The following is a 21,969-nucleotide window of genomic DNA, read 5'->3' on the forward strand; positions in this document are numbered from 1 at the left end:
CCCACGCCCCCGCGAGCCCCACCCCGCTCATCAAAGAATGATGCGACGGAAATCCCCGAGCAACGCGCCGAGATACGCATTGAACCGCGCGGCTTCCGCGCCATCGATAACCCGATGGTCATACGACAGCGACAACGGCAGCATGAGCCGCGGCACGAACTGCTTGCCGTCCCACACCGGCTTCATCTGCCCGCGCGACAACCCGAGGATCGCCACTTCCGGCGCGTTGATGATCGGCGTGAAGTTCGTCCCGCCGATCCCGCCGAGCGACGAGATCGAGAAGCAGCCGCCCTGCATCTGGTCCGGCTTCAGCTTGCCTTCGCGCGCGGCCTTCGACAGGTCGCTCATTTCCTTCGCGATGTCGACGAGGCCCTTCTTGTCCGCATCGCGGATCACCGGCACGACGAGGCCGTTCGGCGTATCGGCCGCGAAACCGACGTGGAAGTACTGCTTGAACACGAGGTTGTCGCCGTCGAGGCTCGCGTTGAAGGTCGGGAATTTCTTCAGCGCGGCGACGACCGCCTTGATCACGAACGCGAGCATCGTGAACTTCACGCCCGCCTTTTCGTGTTCCTTGTTCAGCTGGACGCGCAGCGCTTCGAGCTCGGTGATGTCCGCTTCGTCGTTGTTCGTGACGTGCGGGATCATCACCCAGTTGCGATGCAGGTTCGCGCCCGAGATCTTCTTGATGCGCGACAGCGGCTTCGCCTCGAACGGGCCGAACTTCGAGAAGTCGACCTTCGGCCAGGGCAGCAGGTTCAGCTCGCCGCCGCCTGCCGGCGCGGCTGCCGCGGCCGGCGCCGCGCGCTGGCCCGTCATCACGCCCTTCACGAAGCCCGTGACGTCTTCCTTCGTAATGCGGCCCTTCGGCCCCGAGCCCTGCACGCGCGCGACTTCGACGCCGAGTTCGCGTGCGAACTTGCGAACCGACGGCGATGCGTGGCTCGCGCGATATTCGCCCGACGGTGCGGCGGCCGGAGCGGCGGCAGCCGGTGCCGGCGCAGCCTTCGCGGGTGCCGGGGCGGCGGCGGGCGCCGGGGCGGCCGCGGCCGGAGCCGGTGCGCTGGCCTGCGGGGCGGCGGCAGCCGAAGCGCCGGCGGCTTCGAGCAGCACGATCAGCGTGCCTTCCGACACCGAATCGCCCACCTTGACCTTGATGTCCTTCACGACGCCGGCGGCCGGGCTCGGCACGTCCATCGTCGCCTTGTCCGACTCGAGCGTGACGAGCGACTGTTCCTTCTCGACCGTGTCGCCGACCTTCACGCCGATCTCGATCACCGGGACATCCTTGTAGTCGCCGATGTCGGGCACCTTCACTTCGAGCGTGCCGCCGGACGCGGCCGATGCGGCAGCGGGCGCGGCGGCGGCCGGTGCCGGCGCTGCTGCGGGAGCGGGAGCCGCGGCCGGCGCGGCCGGCGCGGCCGCGCCATTCGCCTGCGCGCCTGCGCCGCCTTCGAGCAGGATGATCAACGAGCCTTCCGACACGGAATCGCCGACCTTGACCTTGATTTCCTTCACGACGCCGCCGACCGGGCTCGGCACGTCCATCGTCGCCTTGTCCGACTCGAGCGTGACGAGCGACTGCTCGGGCTCGACCGTGTCGCCGACCTTCACGCCGATCTCGATGACCGGCACGTCCTTGTAATCGCCGATATCCGGCACCTTCACTTCGATCGCTTGACTCATCTGTTTCTGTCTCCATGGCCGCGCGCGCTCCTCGCGGGAGCGGCGCGCGGCATCACACGGCGTGTGCGTTAAACGGTCATCGGGTTGGGCTTGGACGGATCGAGGTTGTACTTGGCGATCGCGTCCGCGACCACCTTGCGCTCGATCGTGCCTTCGTCGGCCAGCGCGTTGAGCGCGGCGACGGTGACCCAGTGACGGTCGACTTCGAAGAAGTGACGCAGCTTCTCGCGGGTGTCCGAACGACCGAAGCCGTCGGTGCCCAGCACGACGAAGCGGCGATCGATCTGGCCGCGGATCTGGTCGACCAGCGCACGGACGTAGTCGGTCGAAGCGATGACCGGGCCCTGCGTGTCCTTCAGGCACTTCTGCACGTGCGACAGGCGACGCTCCTCGGTCGGATGGAGCAGGTTCCAGCGCTCGACCTGATGGCCTTCGCGCGCGAGTTCGGTGAAGCTCGGCACGCTCCACAGGTCGGCGGCGACGCCCCAGTCGTTCTTCAGCAGGTCGGCGGCGGCGATCACTTCGTTGAAGATCGTGCCCGCGCCGAGCAGCTGGACGCGCGGCGCCTTCTTGTCGGCGTCGGCCTTCCTGAACGCGTACATGCCCTTGATGATGTCGGCCGCCACGTGCTCGCCCTGCGGAATCGCCGGGTGCTCGTAGTTCTCGTTCATCACCGTGATGTAGTAGTACACGTCTTCCTGGTCCTGCACCATGCGGCGCAGGCCGTCCTGGACGATCACCGCGAGTTCATAACCGAACGTCGGGTCGTAGCTCACGCAGTTCGGCACCGATGCCGCCCACAGCAGCGAGTGGCCGTCTTCGTGCTGCAGGCCTTCGCCGTTCAGCGTCGTACGGCCCGCGGTGCCGCCCAGCAGGAAGCCGCGCGAACGCATGTCGCCCGCGGCCCACGCGAGGTCGCCGATGCGCTGGAAGCCGAACATCGAATAGAAGATGTAGAACGGCACCATGATCTCGCCGTGCGTCGAATACGACGTCGCCGCCGCGATCCAGTCGCACATGCCGCCCGCTTCGTTGATGCCTTCCTGCAGGATCTGGCCGGTCTGCGATTCCTTGTAGAACATCAGCTGGTCGGAATCTTCCGGCACGTACTTCTGGCCTTCCTGGTTCCAGATGCCGATCTGGCGGAACAGGCCTTCCATGCCGAACGTACGCGATTCGTCCGGGACGATCGGCACGACGCGCTTGCCGAGCGCCTTGTCCTTCAGCAGGATGTTCAGGATCCGCACGAACGCCATCGTCGTCGAGATCTCGCGGCCTTCGCCCGTGCCCTTCAAGAGCGGCTCGAACGCGTCGAGCGCCGGCACCGGCAGCGACGTCGCCTTCTCGCGGCGGTGCGGCAGGTAGCCGCCGAGGTCCATGCGCTTCTGGCGCATGTATTCGAGCTCCTTCGAGCCTTCCTCGAACTTCAGGTACGGCACGTCGGCGATCTGCTCGTCGGTGATCGGCAGGCGGAACTGGTCACGGAACTTCTTCAGTTGCTCGACCGGCAGCTTCTTCTGCTGGTGCGTGATGTTCATTGCCTGGCCCGACTCGCCCATCCCGTAGCCCTTGATGGTCTTCGCGAGGATGACGGTCGGCGCGCCCTTCGTGTTGGTCGCTTCGTGGAACGCCGCGTAGATCTTGTGCGGATCGTGGCCGCCGCGGTTCAGCGCCCAGATGTCGTCGTCCGACCAGTCGGCGACGAGCGCCTTCAGTTCAGGCGAGTTGAAGAAGTGTTCGCGGACGTACGCGCCCGACTCCGACTTGTACGTCTGGTATTCGCCGTCGACGCATTCCATCATCCGGCGCATCAGCGCGCCCGACTTGTCGCGCGCGAACAGCGCATCCCAGCGGCTGCCCCAGATGACCTTGATCACGTTCCAGCCGGCGCCGCGGAATTCCGATTCGAGTTCCTGGATGATCTTGCCGTTGCCGCGCACCGGGCCGTCGAGACGCTGCAGGTTGCAGTTGATCACGAACACGAGGTTGTCGAGCTTCTCGCGGCTCGCCATGCCGATCGCGCCGAGCGATTCCGGCTCGTCCGTCTCGCCGTCGCCGAGGAACGCCCACACCTTGCGGCCTTCCGTCTTCGCGATGCCGCGCGATTCCAGGTACTTCATGAAGCGTGCCTGGTAGATCGCCATGATCGGGCCGAGACCCATCGACACGGTCGGGAACTGCCAGAAGTCCGGCATCAGCCACGGGTGCGGGTACGACGAAATGCCCTTGCCGTCCACTTCCTGACGGAAATTGTCGAGCTGCTCTTCCTTCAGGCGGCCGAGCAGGAACGCGCGCGAGTACACGCCCGGCGACGAGTGGCCCTGCACGAACACGAGATCGCCGCCGTGCTGGTCGGACGCCGCGTGCCAGAAATGGTTGTAGCCGACGTCGTAGAGCGTCGCGGCCGACGCGAACGATGCGATGTGGCCGCCGACGTTCGTGTCCTTGCCCGCGCGCAGCACCATCGCCAACGCGTTCCAGCGCGTGTACGAACGGATGCGGTGCTCGATGTCCTGGTCGCCCGGAATCTTCGCCTGGGCTTCGAGCGGAATCGTGTTGATGTACGGGGTATTGGCGGAGAACGGCAGGTGTTCGCCGTGCATGCGGGCGAATTCGATCTGCTTTTCGATCAGGTAATGCGCGCGGCCGGTGCCCACGGAGGAGATCACGCCATCGAGCGACTCCAGCCACTCGACGGTTTCTTGCGGGTCGTCGTCACGTTCGGCGGCGACATACTTCATCACTTCGTTCGGTACAGCGGACATTCTCGTCTCCTGGGTCCTGGAATGTGAGGATCGCTCTCGTGCAGACGACGCGGCGCGGCCGGCTGCGGGCAAGCTCCGACGGATTGTAATGAGCGTGGACGGGCCTGCGCAACAAAATTTTCGAATCGTGAGATCTTTTCTCATGATGCGAAATATTGCTGCGCTGCACCCATATTTCGGGGCTCCGCGGCCCGTCTCGTCGGAACAAAACCGTTTGCGTTCAACATATCCGGTATCGGTTTTCCATGTATTGCGCTGCGCTACAATCCTGCCATGTTGACCGATCGGCTTTTCGCACGCTCGGCGCGACCGCCGGGCCCGCCGGCGGAGTCGCAGCCGTCCCGTTGGCACCACGGACCGTGGTGGTCCAATTCCTATTTGCTGACGCCGCTGCTGTCGATCCTGGTGTTCCTCGTCGTGATGAGCCTCATCCTGTGGAGCCTCAACCGGCGCGAACAGCAGCAGCAGGAAGACACCCTGTTTCGCAACGTCGCGTGGGCCCAGCAGCAGATCCGCCTGTCGATGACGGGCGCGCAGGAACAACTGCAGGCGCTGTCGCGCGACCTCGCGTCCGGCCGCCTCGACCAGAACGCGTTCCAGATGGCGGTCGCGGATGTGATGCAGACGCATCCGGAAATCCTCTACCTGAACTGGTACACGGCGCCGGGCGTGCAGCGCTGGCCGGCCGTGCATCCGCCGCTGCTCGGCCAGCGGCTCGCGAAGCCCGGCGACGCGCAGATGCAGGACGCGGTGCGCGGCGCGTACGACGAGGCGCGCAGCACGCGCCGCCAGGCGTATTCGCCGCTGATCTACGACGAGTTCGGCAACGGCTTCATCACGTTGCAGACGCCGGTGATGCGCGGCGACCGCGAATATCTCGGCTCGCTCGCCGCGGTGTTTTCGGTCGAGGGCATCCTGAAGCACGACATCCCGCAGGAACTGTCGTCGAAGTACAAGATCTCGATCACCGACTCGAACAACCGCGAGCTGTCGTCCACGTCGACGCGCCCGCGGCTGCCGCGCGACTCCCACTACGACCTGCCCCTCGATCCGCCCGGCCAGGGGCTGACCGTGCGCGTGTACGCGTTCCCGCAGCTCACGAACCTGACGAACAACACGCTCGTGTGGCTCGTCGCCGGGCTGTCGTGCTTCGTGCTGTGGAGCCTCTGGAGCCTGTGGAAGCATACGCGCCAGCGCTTCGAGGCGCAGCAGGCGCTGTACGCGGAGGCGTTCTTCCGCCGCGCGATGGAAAACTCGGTGCTGATCGGCATGCGCGTGCTCGACATGCACGGCCGCATCACGCACGTGAACCCCGCGTTCTGCCGGATGACGGGCTGGGACGAGACCGATCTCGTCGGCAAGGTCGCGCCGTTCCCGTATTGGCCGCGCGACGCGTACCCGGAAATGCAGCGCCAGCTCGACATGACGCTGCGCGGCAAGGCGCCGAGTTCGGGCTTCGAGCTGCGCGTGCGGCGCAAGAACGGCACGCTGTTTCATGCGCGCCTGTACGTGTCGCCGCTGATCGACAGTTCGGGCCGCCAGACCGGCTGGATGTCGTCGATGACCGACATCACCGAGCCGAAGCGCGCGCGCGAAGAGCTCGCGGCCGCGCACGAACGCTTCACGACGGTGCTCGAAAGCCTCGACGCCGCGGTGTCGGTGCTCGCCGCCGACGAAGCCGAGCTGCTGTTCGCGAACCGCTACTACCGCCACCTGTTCGGCATCCGCCCGGACGGCCATCTGGAGCTGTCGGGCGGCGGCTTCGACCGCGCGCAGGCGTCGTCCGACTCGATCGACATGGTCGACGCGTTCGCGGGCCTGCCGGCCGCCGCGCTGACGAGCAGCACGGCGGACGCGCAGGAGGTGTACGTCGAGAGCATCCAGAAGTGGTTCGAGGTGCGCCGCCAGTACATCCAGTGGGTGGACGGCCACCTCGCGCAGATGCAGATCGCGACCGACATCACGACCCGCAAGAAGGCGCAGGAGCTCGCGCACCAGCAGGAAGAAAAGCTGCAGTTCACGAGCCGATTGATGACGATGGGCGAAATGGCGTCGTCGATTGCTCACGAATTGAATCAGCCGCTCGCCGCGATCAACAACTACTGCTCGGGCACGCTCGCGCTCGTGAAGAGCGGCCGCGGCACGCCCGAGACGCTGCAGCCCGCGCTGGAGAAGACCGCGCAGCAGGCGCTGCGCGCGGGGATGATCGTCAAGCGGATCCGCGAATTCGTGAAGCGCAGCGAGCCGAAGCGCCAGCCGGCGCGGGTCGCGGACATCGTCGCCGACGCGGTCGGGCTCGCCGAAATCGAGGCCAGGAAGCGCAGGATCCGGATCGTCACGGAAATCCTCGCAAGAATGCCTATTATTTATGTCGACCCCGTGTTGATCGAGCAGGTGCTCGTGAACCTGATGAAGAACGCAGCCGAGGCGATGGCCGACGTGAAACCGGCGTCGGTGGACGGCGTGATCCGCGTCGTCGCCGACCTCGATGCGGGCTTCGTCGACATCCGTGTGATCGACCAGGGCCCGGGCGTCGACGAAGCGACCGCCGAGCGCCTGTTCGAACCGTTTTACAGCACCAAGTCCGATGGCATGGGCATGGGGCTGAACATCTGCCGTTCGATCATCGAATCGCATCGGGGGCGTCTGTGGGTGGTCAACAACGTCGAGCCGGACGGCCGCATTTCCGGCGCGACGTTCCACTGCAGCCTGCCCATTGGGGAACCCGCTGATCTCGGCCAAGGGGGGCGCGAGGCATCGGCATCACATACCGTTACGGGAGAACTATGAATAGCCCTGTCACCACCACTCAGGAAACCGTCTTTGTCGTCGACGACGACGAGGCCGTACGGGACTCGCTGCGCTGGCTGCTGGAGGCGAACGGCTATCGCGTGCAATGCTTCTCGAGCGCCGAGCAGTTCCTCGATGCGTACCAGCCGGCGCAGCAGGCCGGCCAGATCGCGTGCCTGATCCTCGACGTGCGGATGTCGGGCATGAGCGGCCTCGAATTGCAGGAACGCCTGATCGCCGACAATGCCGCGCTGCCGATCATCTTCGTCACGGGCCACGGCGACGTGCCGATGGCCGTGTCGACGATGAAAAAGGGTGCGATGGACTTTATCGAGAAACCGTTCGACGAAGCCGAGCTGCGCAAGCTCGTCGAGCGGATGCTCGACAAGGCCCGAAGCGAAAGCAAGAGCGTCCAGGAGCAGCGCGCCGCGAGCGAACGCCTGTCGAAGTTGACCGCGCGCGAGCAGCAGGTGCTCGAACGGATCATCGCGGGCCGCCTGAACAAGCAGATCGCCGACGATCTCGGCATCAGCATCAAGACGGTCGAGGCGCACCGCGCGAACATCATGGAAAAGCTCAACGTCAACACGGTGGCCGACCTGCTGCGCCTTGCGCTGTCGAAGAAGCAGGCCTGAGCGGGTGCTCCGGCCGCGGCGGCACGGCCCGCCCCGGCCGCCCGGCCCGCAACCGGTGTTTGCCGCCCCGCGCGATGCGGCCCACTCGCGCGGCGGCGGCCGTTCCTCCCGGCGCACGCGCGCCGCGGCCATGACGCTTCCCGTTGATTCGCTGTCGGACGGCAGCAGGCGAACGGTATAATTACGTGCTTTGCTACGGCGCTTCGGGCGCCGTACGCCCGCATTCCAACTTCCCGGCAGGACCCACCACCATGACAGCCCTCCTCATCGACGGCAACGCCCTTTCGAAGACCTTGCGCGCCCAGGCCGCCGAACGCGCCGCCGCGCTGACCGCGCGCGGCCACCAGCCCGGTCTCGCGGTGATCCTCGTCGGCGCGAACCCGGCGAGCGAAGTCTACGTGCGCAACAAGATCAAGGCGTGCGAGGACAACGGTTTCTTCTCGCTGAAGGATGCGTACCCGGCCACGCTGTCGGAAGCCGACCTGCTCGCGCGCATCGACGAGCTGAACCGCGACCCGAAGATCCACGGCATCCTCGTCCAGCTGCCGCTGCCCGCGCATATCGACAGCCACAAGGTGATCGAGGCGATCGCGCCGGAGAAGGACGTCGACGGCTTTCACGTCGCGAACGCGGGCGCGCTGATGACCGGCAAGCCGCTGTTCCGCCCGTGCACGCCGTACGGCGTGATGAAGATGTTCGAAGCGCACGGCATCGCGCTGCAAGGCGCGAACGCGGTGGTGATCGGCCGCTCGAACATCGTCGGCAAGCCGATGGCGATGATGCTGCTCGACGCCGGCGCGACCGTGACGATCTGCCACAGCAAGACGCGCGACCTCGCCGCGCATACGCGCCAGGCCGACATCGTGGTCGCCGCAGTCGGCAAGCGCAACATCCTGACCGCCGACATGGTGAAGCCTGGCGCGACGGTGATCGACGTCGGCATGAACCGCGACGACGCGGGCAAGCTGTGCGGCGACGTCGATTTCGCGGGCGTGAAGGAAGTCGCCGGCTACATCACGCCGGTGCCGGGCGGCGTCGGCCCGATGACGATCACGATGCTGCTGATCAACACGATCGAATCCGCCGAACGCGCGGCGGCCGCCGCAGCCTGACGCTGCATTTGCCCAGCCGGCGCGCGGTTCCGCGCGCCGACGCCTCGCCAGCCGCCATCGCGCGGCTGCATCGCGCCGGCCGGCGCGCCCAATGCGCGTCGCCGGGCGCACGTCGCCGGCCGCACCCCGCGGCCGCCCGCATCCGACCCTGCGTCAATCGCGTCATTAGAAACTAACGATTGGAAAGCGCACGATGCGCCCCAATAATGTCGGTATCGGGCGCCGCTTCGTCGCGCCTCACCCTTTTCACCCCGGTTCATCCGGCAACAGACAGGGAGTCTTAATGTCCGCCAGCGCCAACACCAATCCGCTCCTCGACTTCTCCGGCCTGCCCCGTTTCGGCGAGATCCGCCCGGAACACGTGACGCCCGCGCTCGATACGCTGCTCGATGCCGCCAGCCGCGCGGTCGAAACGGCGAGCGCGAGCGACACGCCGTCGACCTGGGCCGCCGTCGTCGAGACGGTCGAGCGAGCCACGGAGCCGCTCGGCCGCGCGTGGGGCATCGTCGGCCACCTGAATGCGGTCGCCGACACGCCCGAACTGCGGGCTGCCTACGGTGAAAACCTGCCGCGCGTGACCGAGTTCTGGTCGAGCGTCGGCCAGAATCTCGCGCTGTACGAAAAGTACAAGGCGATCGCCGCGAGCGCCGAATACGCGACGCTGTCCGCCGAGCGCAAGAAGATCCTCGACAATGCGCTGCGCGACTTCCGGCTGTCGGGCGCCGAGCTGCCCGAGGACCAGAAGCCGCGCTTCGCGGAATTGCAGGAACAGCAGGCCGCGCTGTCGAAGGCGTTCTCCGATCACGTGCTCGACGCGACCAATGCGTACGCGTACTTCGCGAAGGACGAAGCCGAGTTGGCCGGCCTGCCCGGCGACGCGATCGAGGCCGCCCGCGAAGCCGCGCAGAAGGACGGCAAGGAAGGCTGGAAGTTCACGCTGCATTTCCCGTCGTACTTCCCGGTGCTGCAGTACGCGGACAACCGCGCGCTGCGCGAGACGCTCTACCGCGCGTATGCGACGCGTGCGTCGGAGCTCGGGCCGCAGTATGGCGACGGCAAGGCCGAATGGGACAACACGGCAATCGTCGCCGACGCGCTGAAGCTGCGCCGCGAAGAGGCGCAGATGCTCGGCTATCGCAACTTCGCCGAAGTGTCGCTCGCGCCGAAGATGGCCGAATCGCCGCAGCAGGTGATCGCGTTCCTCGAGGATCTCGCGACGCGCGCCCGCCCGCACGCGGACAAGGACTGGGACGAGCTGCGCACGTTCGCCGCGAAGACGCTCGGCCTCGCCGAACTCGCGCCGTGGGACGTCGCGTACGCGGCCGAGAAGCTCCGCCAGCAGCGCTATGCGTTCTCGGAAAACGAGGTCAAGCAGTACTTCCCGGAGCCGGCCGCGCTGAAGGGCCTGTTCACCGTCACCGAAACGCTGTTCGGCGTGAAGATCAAGCCGGACGATGCGCCGGTATGGCACAAGGACGTGCGCTTCTTCCGCGTCGAGAACCGCGACGGCTCGCTCGTCGCGCAGTTCTATCTCGACCTGTACGCGCGCGAAGGCAAGCGCGGCGGCGCGTGGATGGACGACGCGCGTTCGCGCGCGAAGCGCGGCAGCGACGTGCAGACGCCCGTCGCGTACCTGACCTGCAACTTCTCCGCGCCGGTCGGCGGCAAGCCCGCGTGCTTCACGCACGACGAGGTCATCACGCTGTTCCATGAATTCGGCCACGGGCTGCACCACATGCTCACGCGCGTCGACGAGCTCGGCGTGTCGGGCATCAACGGCGTCGAATGGGATGCCGTCGAACTGCCGTCGCAGTTCATGGAGAACTTCTGCTGGGAATGGGACGTGCTGTCGTCGATGTCGTCGCACGTCGATACGGGCGCCGCGCTGCCGCGCGCGCTGTTCGACAAGATGATCGCCGCGAAGAACTTCCAGAGCGGGCTCGGCACGCTGCGCCAGATCGTGTTCTCGATGTTCGACATGCTGCTGCACGTCGATTTCGACCCGGCCGGCGCCACCGGCGTGACCGCGTTCGCGCGCGAGATCAACGAGCGCTATCACGTGATCCCGCAGGCGCCGTTCTCGCGCTGGCCGAACACGTTCAGCCATATCTTCGCGGGCGGCTACGCGGCCGGCTACTACAGCTACAAGTGGGCCGAGGTGCTGTCGGCCGACGCGTACGCGGCGTTCGAGGAAGCGGCCGCCACCAGCGGCAGCGTGCTCGACGCGGCAACCGGCACGCGCTATCGCCGCGAAATCCTCGAGGTCGGCGGCAGCCGTCCGGCGATGGAGTCGTTCAAGGCGTTCCGCGGCCGCGAGCCGCAGATCGACGCGCTGCTGCGCCACAACGGGATGGCCGCGTCCGCGCACTGAGCGCGCCGCCCGGCCCTTCCGGCTGTTCCGGCTGCATCGACAGGCACCGCTTCGGCGGTGCCTTTTTTCATGGCGCGGGCGTGTCGTCGCCCGCTTCGTCGTCGAACAGCAGGAATTGCCCATGACGCTCGGCCGTGTCCTCGTCGATACGCACGCCGACGCCGAGCAGTCGCACCGGCTGCGCGCGCCGCAACAACCCCTTCGCGAGCAGCGTGACGGCCGTCTCGGCATTCGTCGCGTCGGCCACGCACTCGACCGTCGTACGCTGGAAATCGGCGAAGCGGATCTTCACGTACAGCTTGCGGATCGACCGCGCGGCGCCGGCGCGCTCGATCCGCGCGTCGAGTTGCACGACGAGGCGTCGGATTTCGTCCGCGCATTGCTCGAGCGTCGTCAGGTCGGTCACGTAGGTCGTCTCGACGCTGACCGACTTGCGCTCCTGATCGGCCTGCACGGGCCGCTCGTCGATCCCGCGCGACAGTTCGTACAGCCGCCGCCCGAACGCGCCGAACTCGCGGTGCAGGTCGATCAGCGGCCAGTCGCGCAGCTGCGCGCAGGTCTGGATGCCGAGCCGGTCGAGCCGCGTGGCCGTCACCTTGCCCACGCCGTGCAGCTTGCGCACCGGCAGCGCCGCGACGAATGCGTCGATCTCGTGCGGCCGCACGACGAACAGCCCGTCGGGCTTGTTCCAGTCGGACGCGATCTTCGCGATGAACTTGTTCGGCGCGACGCCCGCCGACACCGTCACGCCGACCGTATCGCGCACCCGCTCGCGGATCTCGCGCGCGATCAGCGTCGCGCTGCCCTGGCAACGCTCCGACCCGCTGACATCGAGGTACGCCTCGTCGAGCGACAGCGGCTCGACGTCCGGCGTGTAGTCGCGGTAGATCGCCATGATCTGCCGCGACGCCGCGCGATACTTGTCCATCGCGGACGGCAGGATCAGCAGGTCCGGGCACTTGCGCATCGCCAGCGCCGACGACATCGCCGAATGCACGCCGTAGCGCCGCGCCTCGTAGTTGCAGGTCGCGATCACGCCACGCTGGTCGGGCCGGCCGCCGACCGCGAGCGGCCGGTTGCGCAGCGACGGGTCGTCGCGCATCTCGACCGATGCGTAGAAGCAGTCGCAGTCGCAATGAATGATCTTGCGCATGCGCGGCGGCGCGGTCGGATCGGCAGGCGGGGTGGTGGTCGGGCTCACGGTGCCGATACTGTACAAAAACACAGTGCCGGTTTCAACTGCCGCGTATGGCCCGAGTCGGTCGCCCGCAGCCGGCCACCCACAACCGGCTGCGCCGTACCGGCCCGGTTTGCGCGGATCGTACCGGCCGGGCACGCGCAGCGGCACCTATACTCGTCTGCCGCGATACACGAAACGCAGGGGTGTCAGATGAAGACGATCGGACTGATCGGCGGTATGAGCTGGGAATCGTCGGCCGAGTACTACCGGATGATCAACCGGCACTCGAAGGCATTGCACGGCGGCCATCACAACGCGAAGAGCGTGCTGGTCACGGTCGACTTCGCCGAGATCGAAGCGCTGCAGCGCACGCACGACTGGGCCGCGCTCGGCGAACGGATGGCCGACGCCGCGCGGCAGCTCGAAGCGGCCGGCGCCGATCTCGTCGTCCTGACGACCAATACGATGCATCGCGTGCACGACGCGATCGAAGCCGCGGTGACGCTGCCGTTCCTGCACATCGCCGACCCGACCGGCAGCGCGCTGCGCGATGCGGGCGTCGAGCGCGTCGCCCTGCTCGGCACGCGCTATACGATGGAACTGCCGTTCTATGCAGAGCGGTTGCGCGGGAAGTTCGGGCTCGACGTGCTGGTACCGGACGAACGCGGGCGCGACGACGTGCACCGGATCATCTACGACGAGCTGTGCCACGGTGTGATCTCGGCGGCATCGCGCGCGACGTATGTGTCGATCATCGACGAACTGGCGACGCGCGGCGCGCAAGCCGTGATCCTCGGCTGCACGGAAATCACGCTGCTGATCGGCGCGGACGACTCGCCGCTGCCGGTATTCGATACGACCGCGGTGCACGCGAAGGCGGCGGTCGAGTGGGCGGCGCGGTAACTGCGACAGCGATCGGCGCGCGAAAAACAAAAAACCCGGCACGGAGCCGGGTTTTTCGTAGACGAAGTGCGCATCGGTCAATTGCGCGGCACATCGTCTGGTGTGCTTGGTTGCGGGGACAGGATTTGAACCTGTGACCTTCGGGTTATGAGCCCGACGAGCTGCCAGACTGCTCCACCCCGCGTCAGAGAAATAAATTATAGGGTGAGGAAGTACTCACGTCAATACTTTTGTCACAATTTCTGCTTCCGCTGCCCAAGCGGCGAGGCGTGACAGGTGTGCGAAGCCGCATGACGCGCGCGTTCGCACCCCATGCTCGCGGTAAGATGGCGGCCTTCGCATTCACGCCGCACGCACCCCTCCCGTTCATGAAAATCGCCACCTGGAATGTTAAGTGTCATAACGGGCGATAATTTCCGATCACGCACAATCATCAAGTATCACGTCCTTAAACGCTGATTTGAAAGCACTTTTCCGTAAAAACTGGTCAAATCGAGCCCCGGCGCTGACTTTGGTAGCGGTGAGATTTTAGGGTATCTTACGGGGTATCTCGCAAGGATACCCCGCCATGAAAAAGAGGACTTCCCCGCTCACCGACACCGCCATCAAGGCCGCTATCAGCAAAGCCGCCAGAGACGGCGCGTCAGACCGCAAGCTGTCTGACGGCAATGGCCTGCCTGGGCTGCACCTGCTGGTGAAAACCACCGGGGTGCAACTGTGGCGCTACAAGTTCTACCTGCACGGGCGAGAAGGGTTGATGGCGCTGGGGCAATACCCCGCCGTCACGCTGGCTGCAGCCAGGGAAGCGCACCGCGCCGCCTGCGCCCTGGTGGCAGCCGGCATCAATCCCGTGCATGCTCGCAAGAACGAACGCGAACGCGCCACCCTGGAAAAGAAGCAAGCCGAACGCGGCGCGTTCGCGACCGTGCTGCAGGACTGGCGCGACACCGCCGATAAGCACCTGGCCCCGTCCACTGTCAGACAGCGCAGCCGTGAAATCGCCAAGCACATCGAGCCGGAATTCAAGAGCAAAAGCATCACAGCCATCACGCGCGCCGACCTGGCCGAACTGCTGGCGCGCGTCGAGAAGAAGACGCCTGAAGTCGCGCGCAACTTGCGCGGATATCTGTTTCAGATTTTCGAACACGCCATCGGCGCAGGCGTGCTGAATGCCAACCCAATGCCGCCGGCTCGCCCCAGGCGCGGCGCGCAGGCACGCAGCCGCACCCAGGTGCATCACGCCGCCATGGATATTGGGCGCATCCCCGGCTTCCTGGCGGCCCTGGATGCGTCGAACTGCAATCCGGAGACGCGGGCAGCCATGAAGCTTGTGCTGCTGACTGCAGTTCGCAAGGTAGAGGCGACCGGTGCGCGGTGGGAAGAATTCCGGCTGGACGATGCGGAATGGCTTGTGCCGGCCGCGCGTACAAAGGCGCGGCGTCCGCATTGGGTGCCCCTCTCCCATCAGGCCATCGCGCTGCTGCGCGAACTGCACGAACTCACGGGGCACGGCGAATACCTGTTCCCCCACCGCGATCGCGCGCATACGCCGATGACCGGCAACGCACTTAACGCCGCAATGAATCGTATCGGCTACGGCGACGCGGCGACCGTGCATGGGTTTAGGAGTATGTTCAGCACGCATTTCAACAGCCAGCACGCGCACCCCGACGTGGTGGAACGTTGCCTTGCACATGCCCCCGAAAACGAAGTGCGTGCCGCGTACAACCGGCACCAGTACGCAGACGAGCGCCGCCAGATGATGCAGGACTGGGCCGACTACCTGGACCGGCTGTCGCAAACAGCCGCCATCGCAGCCTGACAGAAACCCCGCACGATGCGGGGTTTTCTTTACCCGTTGCGCCGACGCCATCAAGAAATTCGTTACGCCGCGTGAAGTGCGATTACGCCCGCGCATCCCCAATGAGCGTTTAAACGCAGTGCGCGGGGAAACGAATAACCCGCAAGAGGAAACACATAACCCACACGAGGAAACTTCGTCTCAGGCGCTCCAATATCGGGGCATCGCAATCACTTAAGCGAACTGAGAAATGGAACAGAAACCCAAGCGAATCCTGCGCATCGAAGATGCTTGTATCAAGGTGGGAATGCCCCGCTCCACGTTCTACCGCGCTGTCGCGCTCGGCGAACTGCCGAAGCCGATAAAACTCGGCGAGAAAGCTACGGGCTGGGTGGAATCTGAACTGGATGCGTTTATCGACGCCCGCATCGCAGAACGCGACCAAAAAGAAACGGGGGTGGCACGATGAAGCGCGCGACCCCCGACAAGAACACCACTCACCACAAAAACTGTAGTCCTAATTATATCACTATACTCAATCGCTTTGTTGGCATCTTCACGGACTGCGACCGTCCGTTTGGCCTGTTCGCGGTGCTTGCCCTGATCGCAATTTCGAACGGGGGTGTGCTGTGAGCCAAAAACTGAAAACTGCAGCCGAGTTTAAGGCATGGTGCGCAGCCAACAGCGCAGCCATTCTGGAAGAACAGGCCAATACGCGAGCCGTGGCGGCAGAAAAGGCGCTGGGATACATGCAGATGCGCGTCCGCCACGGTGCCAGCGTCCAGGACGCGGGTGACGCGTATTTCCGCGATTGCGTGCGCCCGAAATACTGGCCCGCGATCTATTCGGAAGTGGCGCGCGAACTGTTCCGCGAGCTTGGCTGGGTTGATCGTAAGGGGGCGAAATGACCTTTACGGACAACGCAAAGCTGGAGGCAGATTATCGGCGGCTGATGGGCCTCGATGCCGACGAAAATCGTCCGGCGCGCGACGAAGCGCGGCGCCGACGCCAAAAGGAAGAAAACGCACGCATCCAGGACGAACCCATTCGGGTTATGCCGCCGGTGATGACCGTCGACAACATGCTGGAAGATTGCGTGTGGATCGCGCAGGGCAGCCAGGTCGGGCGACTGAGCGCGCCGAAAACGGTGCTGACATTCGGCGAGTTTCGCGACCTGACGGCGTGCAACACATCCGAAATCAGCGACCCCGACGGCAAGGCCAAGCCGCGCAAGTTTCTGAATGCGGATTTGTGGAAGGCCAATGCGGTCCGCCAGACTGTCCACGCGCGCACGTTCCATGCAGGTGCTGGCGCGATATGCCGTGACCCTGACGGCGAAACGGCGCTCAATTCGTGGTGCCCTATTGAGCGTCGCAAGGCAGTGGCCGACGTGCAGCCGTTCCTGGATCACGTCGCATATCTGATCGAAGATGCTGGCGAGCGCGAAGTGTTCCTGGACTGGCTGGCGCACATCGAGCAACGCCCCGGCGTACTGCCACACTACGGCTGGCTGCATATCGCCGCAAACACCGGCACCGGACGCAACTGGCTGGCGTCTGTCCTGGCACGCGTGTGGCGCGGCTATGTGGCGCCGAACGTGGACCTGCCTGCGCTGCTGGAAAGTCAGTTCAACGGGCCGCTGGCTGGCCGCGTGCTGGCGATGGTTGATGAAGTGCAGGAAGGCGGCGGCGAAAATCCGTTCCGCCACGCCAACCGGCTGAAGTCGCTGGTCAATGCCGAAGAACGCGTCATCAACCCGAAATTCGGCCGCCAGTTCAAGGAACACAATGCTTGCCGCTGGCTGGTGTTCAGCAACCACGACAATGCCCTTCCGATGAACGACACTGACCGCCGTTGGCGCGTGGTTCGTCACGTCGCGGAGCCGCGCTCGCCGGAGACATACTCGAAGCTGTACGGGCTGCTGGACGATGCCGAGTTCATCAACGCTGTTGGCGTGTATCTGCGCAAGCGCGACATCAGCGCGTTCAATCCTGGCGAACGTCCGCCGATGAACGAAGCGAAGCGCGCGGCACTGGATGCGTCGAAGTCAATGACCCAGCAGGCGGCCGAGCAACTCGCATTGCGCTGGCCAGCAGACGTAATCACGAACGGCGACGCTGCCGAAGTGCTGAGCGACGGGCGCGACAACGGCTTTACGCCAGCCATGCGACGCGCGCTTACAGAAGCGGGCGCAGTTCAGTACGGGGACGGGCGGCTGGTCAAGGTTCGCGGAAGGTCCTGGCGGTGCTGGATTCTGCGCAACGCTGATAGATGGTCGGATGCAAAGCCCATCGACATATCGACCGAAGCTGTCCGCGCCCGCGACTTCAACGATGCGGCTCCGGCAATGGATGTTTTGGCAGTCGCCGCCAGTGACGTCGGCAGCGCGGATCGCCCATTCTGATGCACATCTGACCACCAGTTTGAGCCGCCCGCGAGGCGGCTTTTTTCTTGCCCGATGCGGTTTCGGTTTCGGCAAGTTTCGACTTCCTAAAAAGAGCCAAAACTGTTTTATCACGAACGTGAATACTTTTGTTCATAGAGATGAATATTTGAGTTTTGGGAGCGTATAGGGAAATGCGCAACCAGCTGAAACCGAAACTGATCGCATGCCCAAACGCGCCCCGCTACACCGCATCCTGGATGACACGCGCCAGCTTTCCTGGATGCTGTTGCGAGAACGCCAATGCGCCGGACCTGCTGCTGATATGTGCCGTGGCCATCGGTGACCTGGAGGCCAGACCGATGACAGTGTTCAAGTTGGCCGAATACATCGGCATGCCGCGCGGCATAGAAATCCGCAGGCTGGCACGGATGACGCGTGCCGGGCCGGTGGTGAAGGATGGCATGCGCCGGTACACGCTGACCGAGAAGGCGCGCAGGCGGGCTGCTGGCGTGGTGTGACGCGCCCGGGGTACGTGCATCGTGGCCGGGGGCGCGCCACCCAATGCGAATGATTCTCATTGGGTCCTTCCGGAGGGGGCCAGGGTGCGGCTGCAGGGGAGCCGCACCTATCGATATCTGGCTGGCTATTTTTAGCCGATTTCCGTTTCTCATTGTGAAACACAGTGAACGCCCGTTCGCATACGGCACAGAACCCACAAGGGGAATTCAATCGCTCGACTGCGGAAACTGTCGGAAACGTCGCGCGAATAACCCGCACGAGGAATTCAGAGCGCGAACGCCGCAGAATCCAAACTGAGATAACCGCAAACGAGCGAACAGATGATCCACAACGAACACGAACACGAAACCCGCCGCCCGCTGGAAGCACTGAACGACGACCAGGTGCGCGTCGCATTCGACGCCGCATTCGGCAACGCAATTGCCGGCCGCCGCACCAACAGCGTGGCGAATACGACCACGCTGAAAGACGTTTTCGACGGCGCGACGCGCGCGATGGGTGCCACGATGCACATCGCGCCGGGGTTCGATACCGGCCCCGTCATCCGTCAGCCGGCCGTGGCGTCGGGCATCATCGACCTGACGCGCGCCCTGACGCCCGCAGGCGCAAGCGATGGCGTGTATCACGTCAATACGGTTCCGGCCGCCGTGACGAACGACGTTGACCCGCTGGCGGTCATGCGCGCGCATAGCCGCGTCGTCAGCTTCGGCGGCGCTCGTCTGATCGTCGCGAGCGAGAAGCCCCGGCCGGTGTTCGGGTCGGAAAGCGGCATGAATGCTCCGGGTTTCTACAGGGACGTCAGCAAGGTTAGAACCGTGCTGCCGGCCGCGCTGGCGAGCGTGACGGATGGGCAGGACGCCGCGCTGTCGCCGATCCCCTTCGCGGACGCCGATTTCAGCTGGGGCGACGCGCCGAATTTCGCATTCCGCGCGCAGATCACGCGCGCCCAGCGGCGCGATGTGGCCGGCGATCAACTGGCCGCAGACTTCATGCTCGCGATTGCGATGGGCCTTGGCGAACTGGCTGACTCGCTGTTCATGCAGGCAGTGCTGGCTGCAACGCCGGCCGCTTTCAGCATCGGCGCACTGGCGGCCCGTCACGCGAAGCTGGACGAAGCCCGCGCCCTGGTGGGCACCGCAGGCGCTGGCGCATCGTTCCGGGGTGATGGCGTGTTCGTCGCGGCTGGCGGCATCCCGGCCGAGCTGACCGCATCGAGCGCGGGGACCATCGCCGGCCTGTTCAATCGCGCAGCCGTGGCCATTCGCCCCGAGCTGGTGGTTCACGTCAAGCGCCTGAACCTGCAGGACACGCAAGAGCTTGTCGTGTTCGGCAACCTGAGGGCGGTGATCCCGAACGCTGCCGGCGACTTCTGGACGGTGGCGTAATGCTGAAGTCCATCCGAACCTGGTTCGGTGGCCGCCAGACTGCAACGCCTGCCGCCACCGATGAACTACCCGCCGGAGTCGCGACCGTGATCGCAGGCGCCTCGTTCCTGGATCGCGGCGCGGATGAGGAAGGCAACCCGCGCCTGGTCATCACGCTCGCTGGCGGCGGCGGGTTTCGATACAGCCGCGACGGCGCCGTGGCGTGGCTGAAACGGGCGTGGCCGTCGCTGACCGAAGCGCAGACGGCCCGCGCATTGAAGCTGCTCGCCAGCCGTGTCGCCGAAATTAACCGGCTGCCCACCGCCGTCGAGCGCAGCGGCGAACGCTGGTCTGACTGGCGGCCTAATCACAGTGCCTGGTACGGGGAATAACGATGGAAGCGAAACGCCAAAAAATCAATGTCACGCTGCCGGCCACGATGGTGGAACGCCTGGAAGCAGAACGCGCAGCACTGAGCCAGCGCGCTGGCTGCGGCATGACTGCCAGCCAGACCATCGAAGCGCTGCTGAAGCGCGCCCTGGCGGGGCAGCAAACCGAATTCATGGCCCAGCCGGCTGGGTAAAGCCGGACGCGAGCTCACGAGCGCGCTCCACCAGCGTGGGCACGGCCTGACCCCCTCCGTGATGAGCATGGGGGTTACTTCAATCGCGCTGGCTACCGACGCCGGAAGTATCGGAAGCACTCCTGACCAAACACACGAACATGTCCATACGCACAAAACTGATTACCGCCGCGCAGATGTGTGGCCGCGCCGAAGCCGGCATGCGAGCGTATCGCGAAATGCTGTCTGTCGCTAACGCCGACTCAACTGCTGTCGGGCACGCGGCGACGTACTTCCGCCGCCTCGCCGTCGAGCTGGAACGCACCGCCATTGAGCTGCAGCAAACGAACCGTCGCGCCGCAGACTTGGGGGACGACGAATGAAAGCGCTACTCGCTCGCATCTTCGGCCACCGTGCCGAACAGGCACCCGCTGCCGAAGTCGCGCCGCGCAAACCTGCAGGCAAGCGCCGATACGGCAAGAGCAAGCCCCGCCATCCCGCGCCGCGTGGCGCTTACAAGGCCGACTGGAACGAGCCTATTTTGCAGGGTGACCGTCGATGAACGGAGTGGACAGCAACAATATCTTTGCCCTGATCGCCGCTGCCATGGCGACGGCCGACGCGATCAACCAGGACACGCGCCAGTCGCTGGATAGTCGCGACGGGGCCGGCCGGTTGCGTGCCGCGCTGCGTTCCTGGAAGGGCCTGGCATTCGAATATCGCGACTGGACACCCGCAGCGTCGCGCGTACCCGCAACGACCGGAGCAAACGCAGCATGAACACATACCTGATGACCGCAACCGAACTGGCTGCAATCTTCGAAGTAACGCCGCGTCGCATCGGCCAGTATCGCGACGACCGTTTGCTGCCGGCCATCGAGCGCGGCAAGTTCGACGCTTCCTGGCTGCTGTACCTGCGCAAAGGCGAGGAACGCGCCGAAGGACTGCGCAACCGTCCGAACCGCGACACGCTGGTTGCGCTGGGCTGGCTCGCCGGCAGCGATGACAAGCCGTCCGACGATGACCTGGCGGCGTTCGGCAAGCTGTTCGAGCGCAACGGCCTGACGCGCGATGCTGCCCTGGTGGCAGTTGGTCGCGCCCAGCAGTTGGTGGCGCGATGAGCCGCGTTGCCATCGCCGCAGTCCGTACCGGCAGGCCACGCGAGATTTACAGGTCGCGAGACGGCAACACGCCTGACTGGGCCGCCCTGGTGGATCGCATTTTGGGTCCCGTCGTAACCGAAGCAGACCGCGAACGGCGGCGCGCTGATGCACTGGCGTTGTCGGCAGCCGCCATGAAAGCTGCCGAATAGATCACCCACTCGTAAATCAAAAATGAGCAACCTTCAGATACTCCTATCGAACCTCGCCGCCGCGCACGCCGATGCGATCCACGTTGACCTGCTGCCGTTGGCTGCTCATCCGGAACTGCCCTGCGACGAGCTTACACGCGACATTGAGCAGGCGGTCCAGCGGCATGCCGAACGTCTGGGCGTGCGGCTGCCCTACTGATCTCCTGTTGTGGCGGCGCGGAGACGCACCAGCCATTGGCGCTGCTCCGCGTGCTACTAGAGAAAAGCAAGCAGCAACACCGTTGCCATCATAGAATCTGTACGGACGACCATGTATCAAACGAGAATATTTGCTCCGGATTCCCAAGGCATCCAACCAAATGTTTGCCCCCGATCCCAAATGGCTTGATGTATTCAAACTGCCTCTGCGGACGACCATCGCCGTCGCGCTCGCGAGTGGTGCATTGCTTGCCTTGGTCCTCACGCACATTCTGGACCTTGGGCCACTAGCAGGCTGTTGAAATTGGATACGGTGTAAACGGGCGTTGCGAGCGGTGCGTTAGAGATATCGTGTTCATGATCTTGGGCAGACGAGAGCGATGCG

General features: G+C 65.1%; 21 protein-coding genes and 1 tRNA gene. 18 read left to right on the top strand and 4 right to left on the bottom strand.

The genetic code is table 11. The annotated features are described in order from the left end of the window. Positions 1 to 30: 30 nt before the first annotated feature. Both aceF and aceE read right to left on the bottom strand, forming a co-directional pair. Positions 31 to 1,686 carry a dihydrolipoyllysine-residue acetyltransferase gene (gene aceF, locus HWX55_RS27710; RefSeq protein WP_175978022.1) on the bottom strand — a complete coding sequence of 552 codons (1,656 nt, stop codon included), beginning with the start codon at positions 1,684 to 1,686 and terminating at the stop codon, positions 31 to 33. 68 nt (positions 1,687 to 1,754) lie between these two features. Further along, a complete protein-coding gene (gene aceE, locus HWX55_RS27715) occupies positions 1,755 to 4,451 on the bottom strand; it encodes a pyruvate dehydrogenase (acetyl-transferring), homodimeric type (protein WP_175978023.1) in 2,697 nt (898 codons plus the stop codon). Positions 4,452 to 4,724: 273 nt separating this feature from the next. Here aceE and fixL point away from each other — a divergent pair, with 273 nt between their 5' ends. The 4 genes from fixL (at position 4,725) to HWX55_RS27735 (ending at position 11,359) form a co-directional block, all read left to right on the top strand. Continuing rightward, on the top strand, positions 4,725 to 7,241 hold the full coding sequence (fixL, locus tag HWX55_RS27720; RefSeq protein WP_175978024.1) for an oxygen sensor histidine kinase FixL: 2,517 nt from the start codon (positions 4,725 to 4,727) through the stop codon (positions 7,239 to 7,241). Then, the gene (gene fixJ / locus HWX55_RS27725) at positions 7,238 to 7,876 is read left to right on the top strand and encodes an oxygen response regulator transcription factor FixJ (RefSeq protein WP_006493245.1); all 639 of its coding nucleotides are present in this window, start codon (positions 7,238 to 7,240) and stop codon (positions 7,874 to 7,876) included. Before fixL ends, fixJ begins: the two co-directional genes overlap by 4 nt. Positions 7,877 to 8,127: 251 nt before the next feature. Then, positions 8,128 to 8,988: a bifunctional methylenetetrahydrofolate dehydrogenase/methenyltetrahydrofolate cyclohydrolase FolD gene (folD, locus tag HWX55_RS27730; RefSeq protein WP_126362377.1), complete on the top strand. Its 861-nt coding sequence runs from the start codon at positions 8,128 to 8,130 to the stop codon at positions 8,986 to 8,988. Positions 8,989 to 9,271: 283 nt separating this feature from the next. Then, the gene (locus HWX55_RS27735; protein ID WP_175978025.1) at positions 9,272 to 11,359 is read left to right on the top strand and encodes a M3 family metallopeptidase; all 2,088 of its coding nucleotides are present in this window, start codon (positions 9,272 to 9,274) and stop codon (positions 11,357 to 11,359) included. 67 nt (positions 11,360 to 11,426) lie between these two features. Here the strand turns inward: HWX55_RS27735 and dinB are convergent, their stop codons facing one another. Further along, a complete protein-coding gene (gene dinB / locus HWX55_RS27740) occupies positions 11,427 to 12,584 on the bottom strand; it encodes a DNA polymerase IV (RefSeq protein ID WP_175978026.1) in 1,158 nt (385 codons plus the stop codon). Positions 12,585 to 12,749: 165 nt separating this feature from the next. Between dinB and HWX55_RS27745 the strand changes: the two genes are divergently transcribed. Continuing rightward, positions 12,750 to 13,442 (top strand): aspartate/glutamate racemase family protein, encoded by a 693-nt coding sequence (locus tag HWX55_RS27745; RefSeq protein WP_175978027.1) that lies wholly within the window; start codon positions 12,750 to 12,752, stop codon positions 13,440 to 13,442. Between the two features lie 107 nt (positions 13,443 to 13,549). Here the strand turns inward: HWX55_RS27745 and HWX55_RS27750 are convergent. Further along, positions 13,550 to 13,626, bottom strand: a tRNA-Met gene (locus tag HWX55_RS27750). A gap of 384 nt (positions 13,627 to 14,010) precedes the next feature. Here HWX55_RS27750 and HWX55_RS27755 point away from each other — a divergent pair. The 13 genes from HWX55_RS27755 (at position 14,011) to HWX55_RS27815 (ending at position 21,585) form a co-directional block, all read left to right on the top strand. Beyond that, positions 14,011 to 15,264 (top strand): integrase arm-type DNA-binding domain-containing protein, encoded by a 1,254-nt coding sequence (locus tag HWX55_RS27755; RefSeq protein ID WP_175978028.1) that lies wholly within the window; start codon positions 14,011 to 14,013, stop codon positions 15,262 to 15,264. Between the two features lie 229 nt (positions 15,265 to 15,493). Beyond that, on the top strand, positions 15,494 to 15,712 hold the full coding sequence (locus tag HWX55_RS27760) for an AlpA family transcriptional regulator (protein ID WP_175978029.1): 219 nt from the start codon (positions 15,494 to 15,496) through the stop codon (positions 15,710 to 15,712). A gap of 160 nt (positions 15,713 to 15,872) precedes the next feature. Then, positions 15,873 to 16,151: a hypothetical protein gene (locus tag HWX55_RS27765; protein WP_175978030.1), complete on the top strand. Its 279-nt coding sequence runs from the start codon at positions 15,873 to 15,875 to the stop codon at positions 16,149 to 16,151. Beyond that, positions 16,148 to 17,647 carry a DUF5906 domain-containing protein gene (locus HWX55_RS27770; protein WP_175978031.1) on the top strand — a complete coding sequence of 500 codons (1,500 nt, stop codon included), beginning with the start codon at positions 16,148 to 16,150 and terminating at the stop codon, positions 17,645 to 17,647. Before HWX55_RS27765 ends, HWX55_RS27770 begins: the two co-directional genes overlap by 4 nt. A 173-nt stretch (positions 17,648 to 17,820) precedes the next feature. Further along, a complete protein-coding gene (locus tag HWX55_RS27775) occupies positions 17,821 to 18,147 on the top strand; it encodes a hypothetical protein (RefSeq protein ID WP_175978032.1) in 327 nt (108 codons plus the stop codon). 321 nt (positions 18,148 to 18,468) lie between these two features. Beyond that, positions 18,469 to 19,533 carry a hypothetical protein gene (locus tag HWX55_RS27780; RefSeq protein WP_175978033.1) on the top strand — a complete coding sequence of 355 codons (1,065 nt, stop codon included), beginning with the start codon at positions 18,469 to 18,471 and terminating at the stop codon, positions 19,531 to 19,533. Then, positions 19,533 to 19,904: a hypothetical protein gene (locus tag HWX55_RS27785; protein ID WP_175978034.1), complete on the top strand. Its 372-nt coding sequence runs from the start codon at positions 19,533 to 19,535 to the stop codon at positions 19,902 to 19,904. Before HWX55_RS27780 ends, HWX55_RS27785 begins: the two co-directional genes overlap by 1 nt. Positions 19,905 to 19,906: 2 nt before the next feature. After that, positions 19,907 to 20,095 (top strand): hypothetical protein, encoded by a 189-nt coding sequence (locus tag HWX55_RS27790; RefSeq protein ID WP_175978035.1) that lies wholly within the window; start codon positions 19,907 to 19,909, stop codon positions 20,093 to 20,095. A gap of 140 nt (positions 20,096 to 20,235) precedes the next feature. Next, complete coding sequence (locus HWX55_RS27795; protein ID WP_175978036.1) at positions 20,236 to 20,457, top strand: hypothetical protein; 222 nt, start codon at positions 20,236 to 20,238, stop codon at positions 20,455 to 20,457. Next, positions 20,454 to 20,636, top strand: a complete 183-nt coding sequence (locus HWX55_RS27800; RefSeq protein ID WP_175978037.1) for a hypothetical protein — start codon at positions 20,454 to 20,456, stop codon at positions 20,634 to 20,636. Before HWX55_RS27795 ends, HWX55_RS27800 begins: the two co-directional genes overlap by 4 nt. After that, positions 20,633 to 20,854, top strand: a complete 222-nt coding sequence (locus HWX55_RS27805) for a hypothetical protein (RefSeq protein ID WP_175978038.1) — start codon at positions 20,633 to 20,635, stop codon at positions 20,852 to 20,854. Before HWX55_RS27800 ends, HWX55_RS27805 begins: the two co-directional genes overlap by 4 nt. After that, complete coding sequence (locus HWX55_RS27810) at positions 20,851 to 21,195, top strand: hypothetical protein (protein WP_244140651.1); 345 nt, start codon at positions 20,851 to 20,853, stop codon at positions 21,193 to 21,195. The genes HWX55_RS27805 and HWX55_RS27810 overlap by 4 nt, the downstream gene beginning before the upstream one ends. Before the next feature lie 213 nt (positions 21,196 to 21,408). Further along, positions 21,409 to 21,585 (top strand): hypothetical protein, encoded by a 177-nt coding sequence (locus tag HWX55_RS27815; RefSeq protein WP_175978039.1) that lies wholly within the window; start codon positions 21,409 to 21,411, stop codon positions 21,583 to 21,585. Positions 21,586 to 21,969: the final 384 nt, after the last annotated feature.

It is taken from the genome of Burkholderia sp. BCC1047 (genome assembly GCF_902833155.1).
Classification (GTDB): domain Bacteria; phylum Pseudomonadota; class Gammaproteobacteria; order Burkholderiales; family Burkholderiaceae; genus Burkholderia; species Burkholderia sola.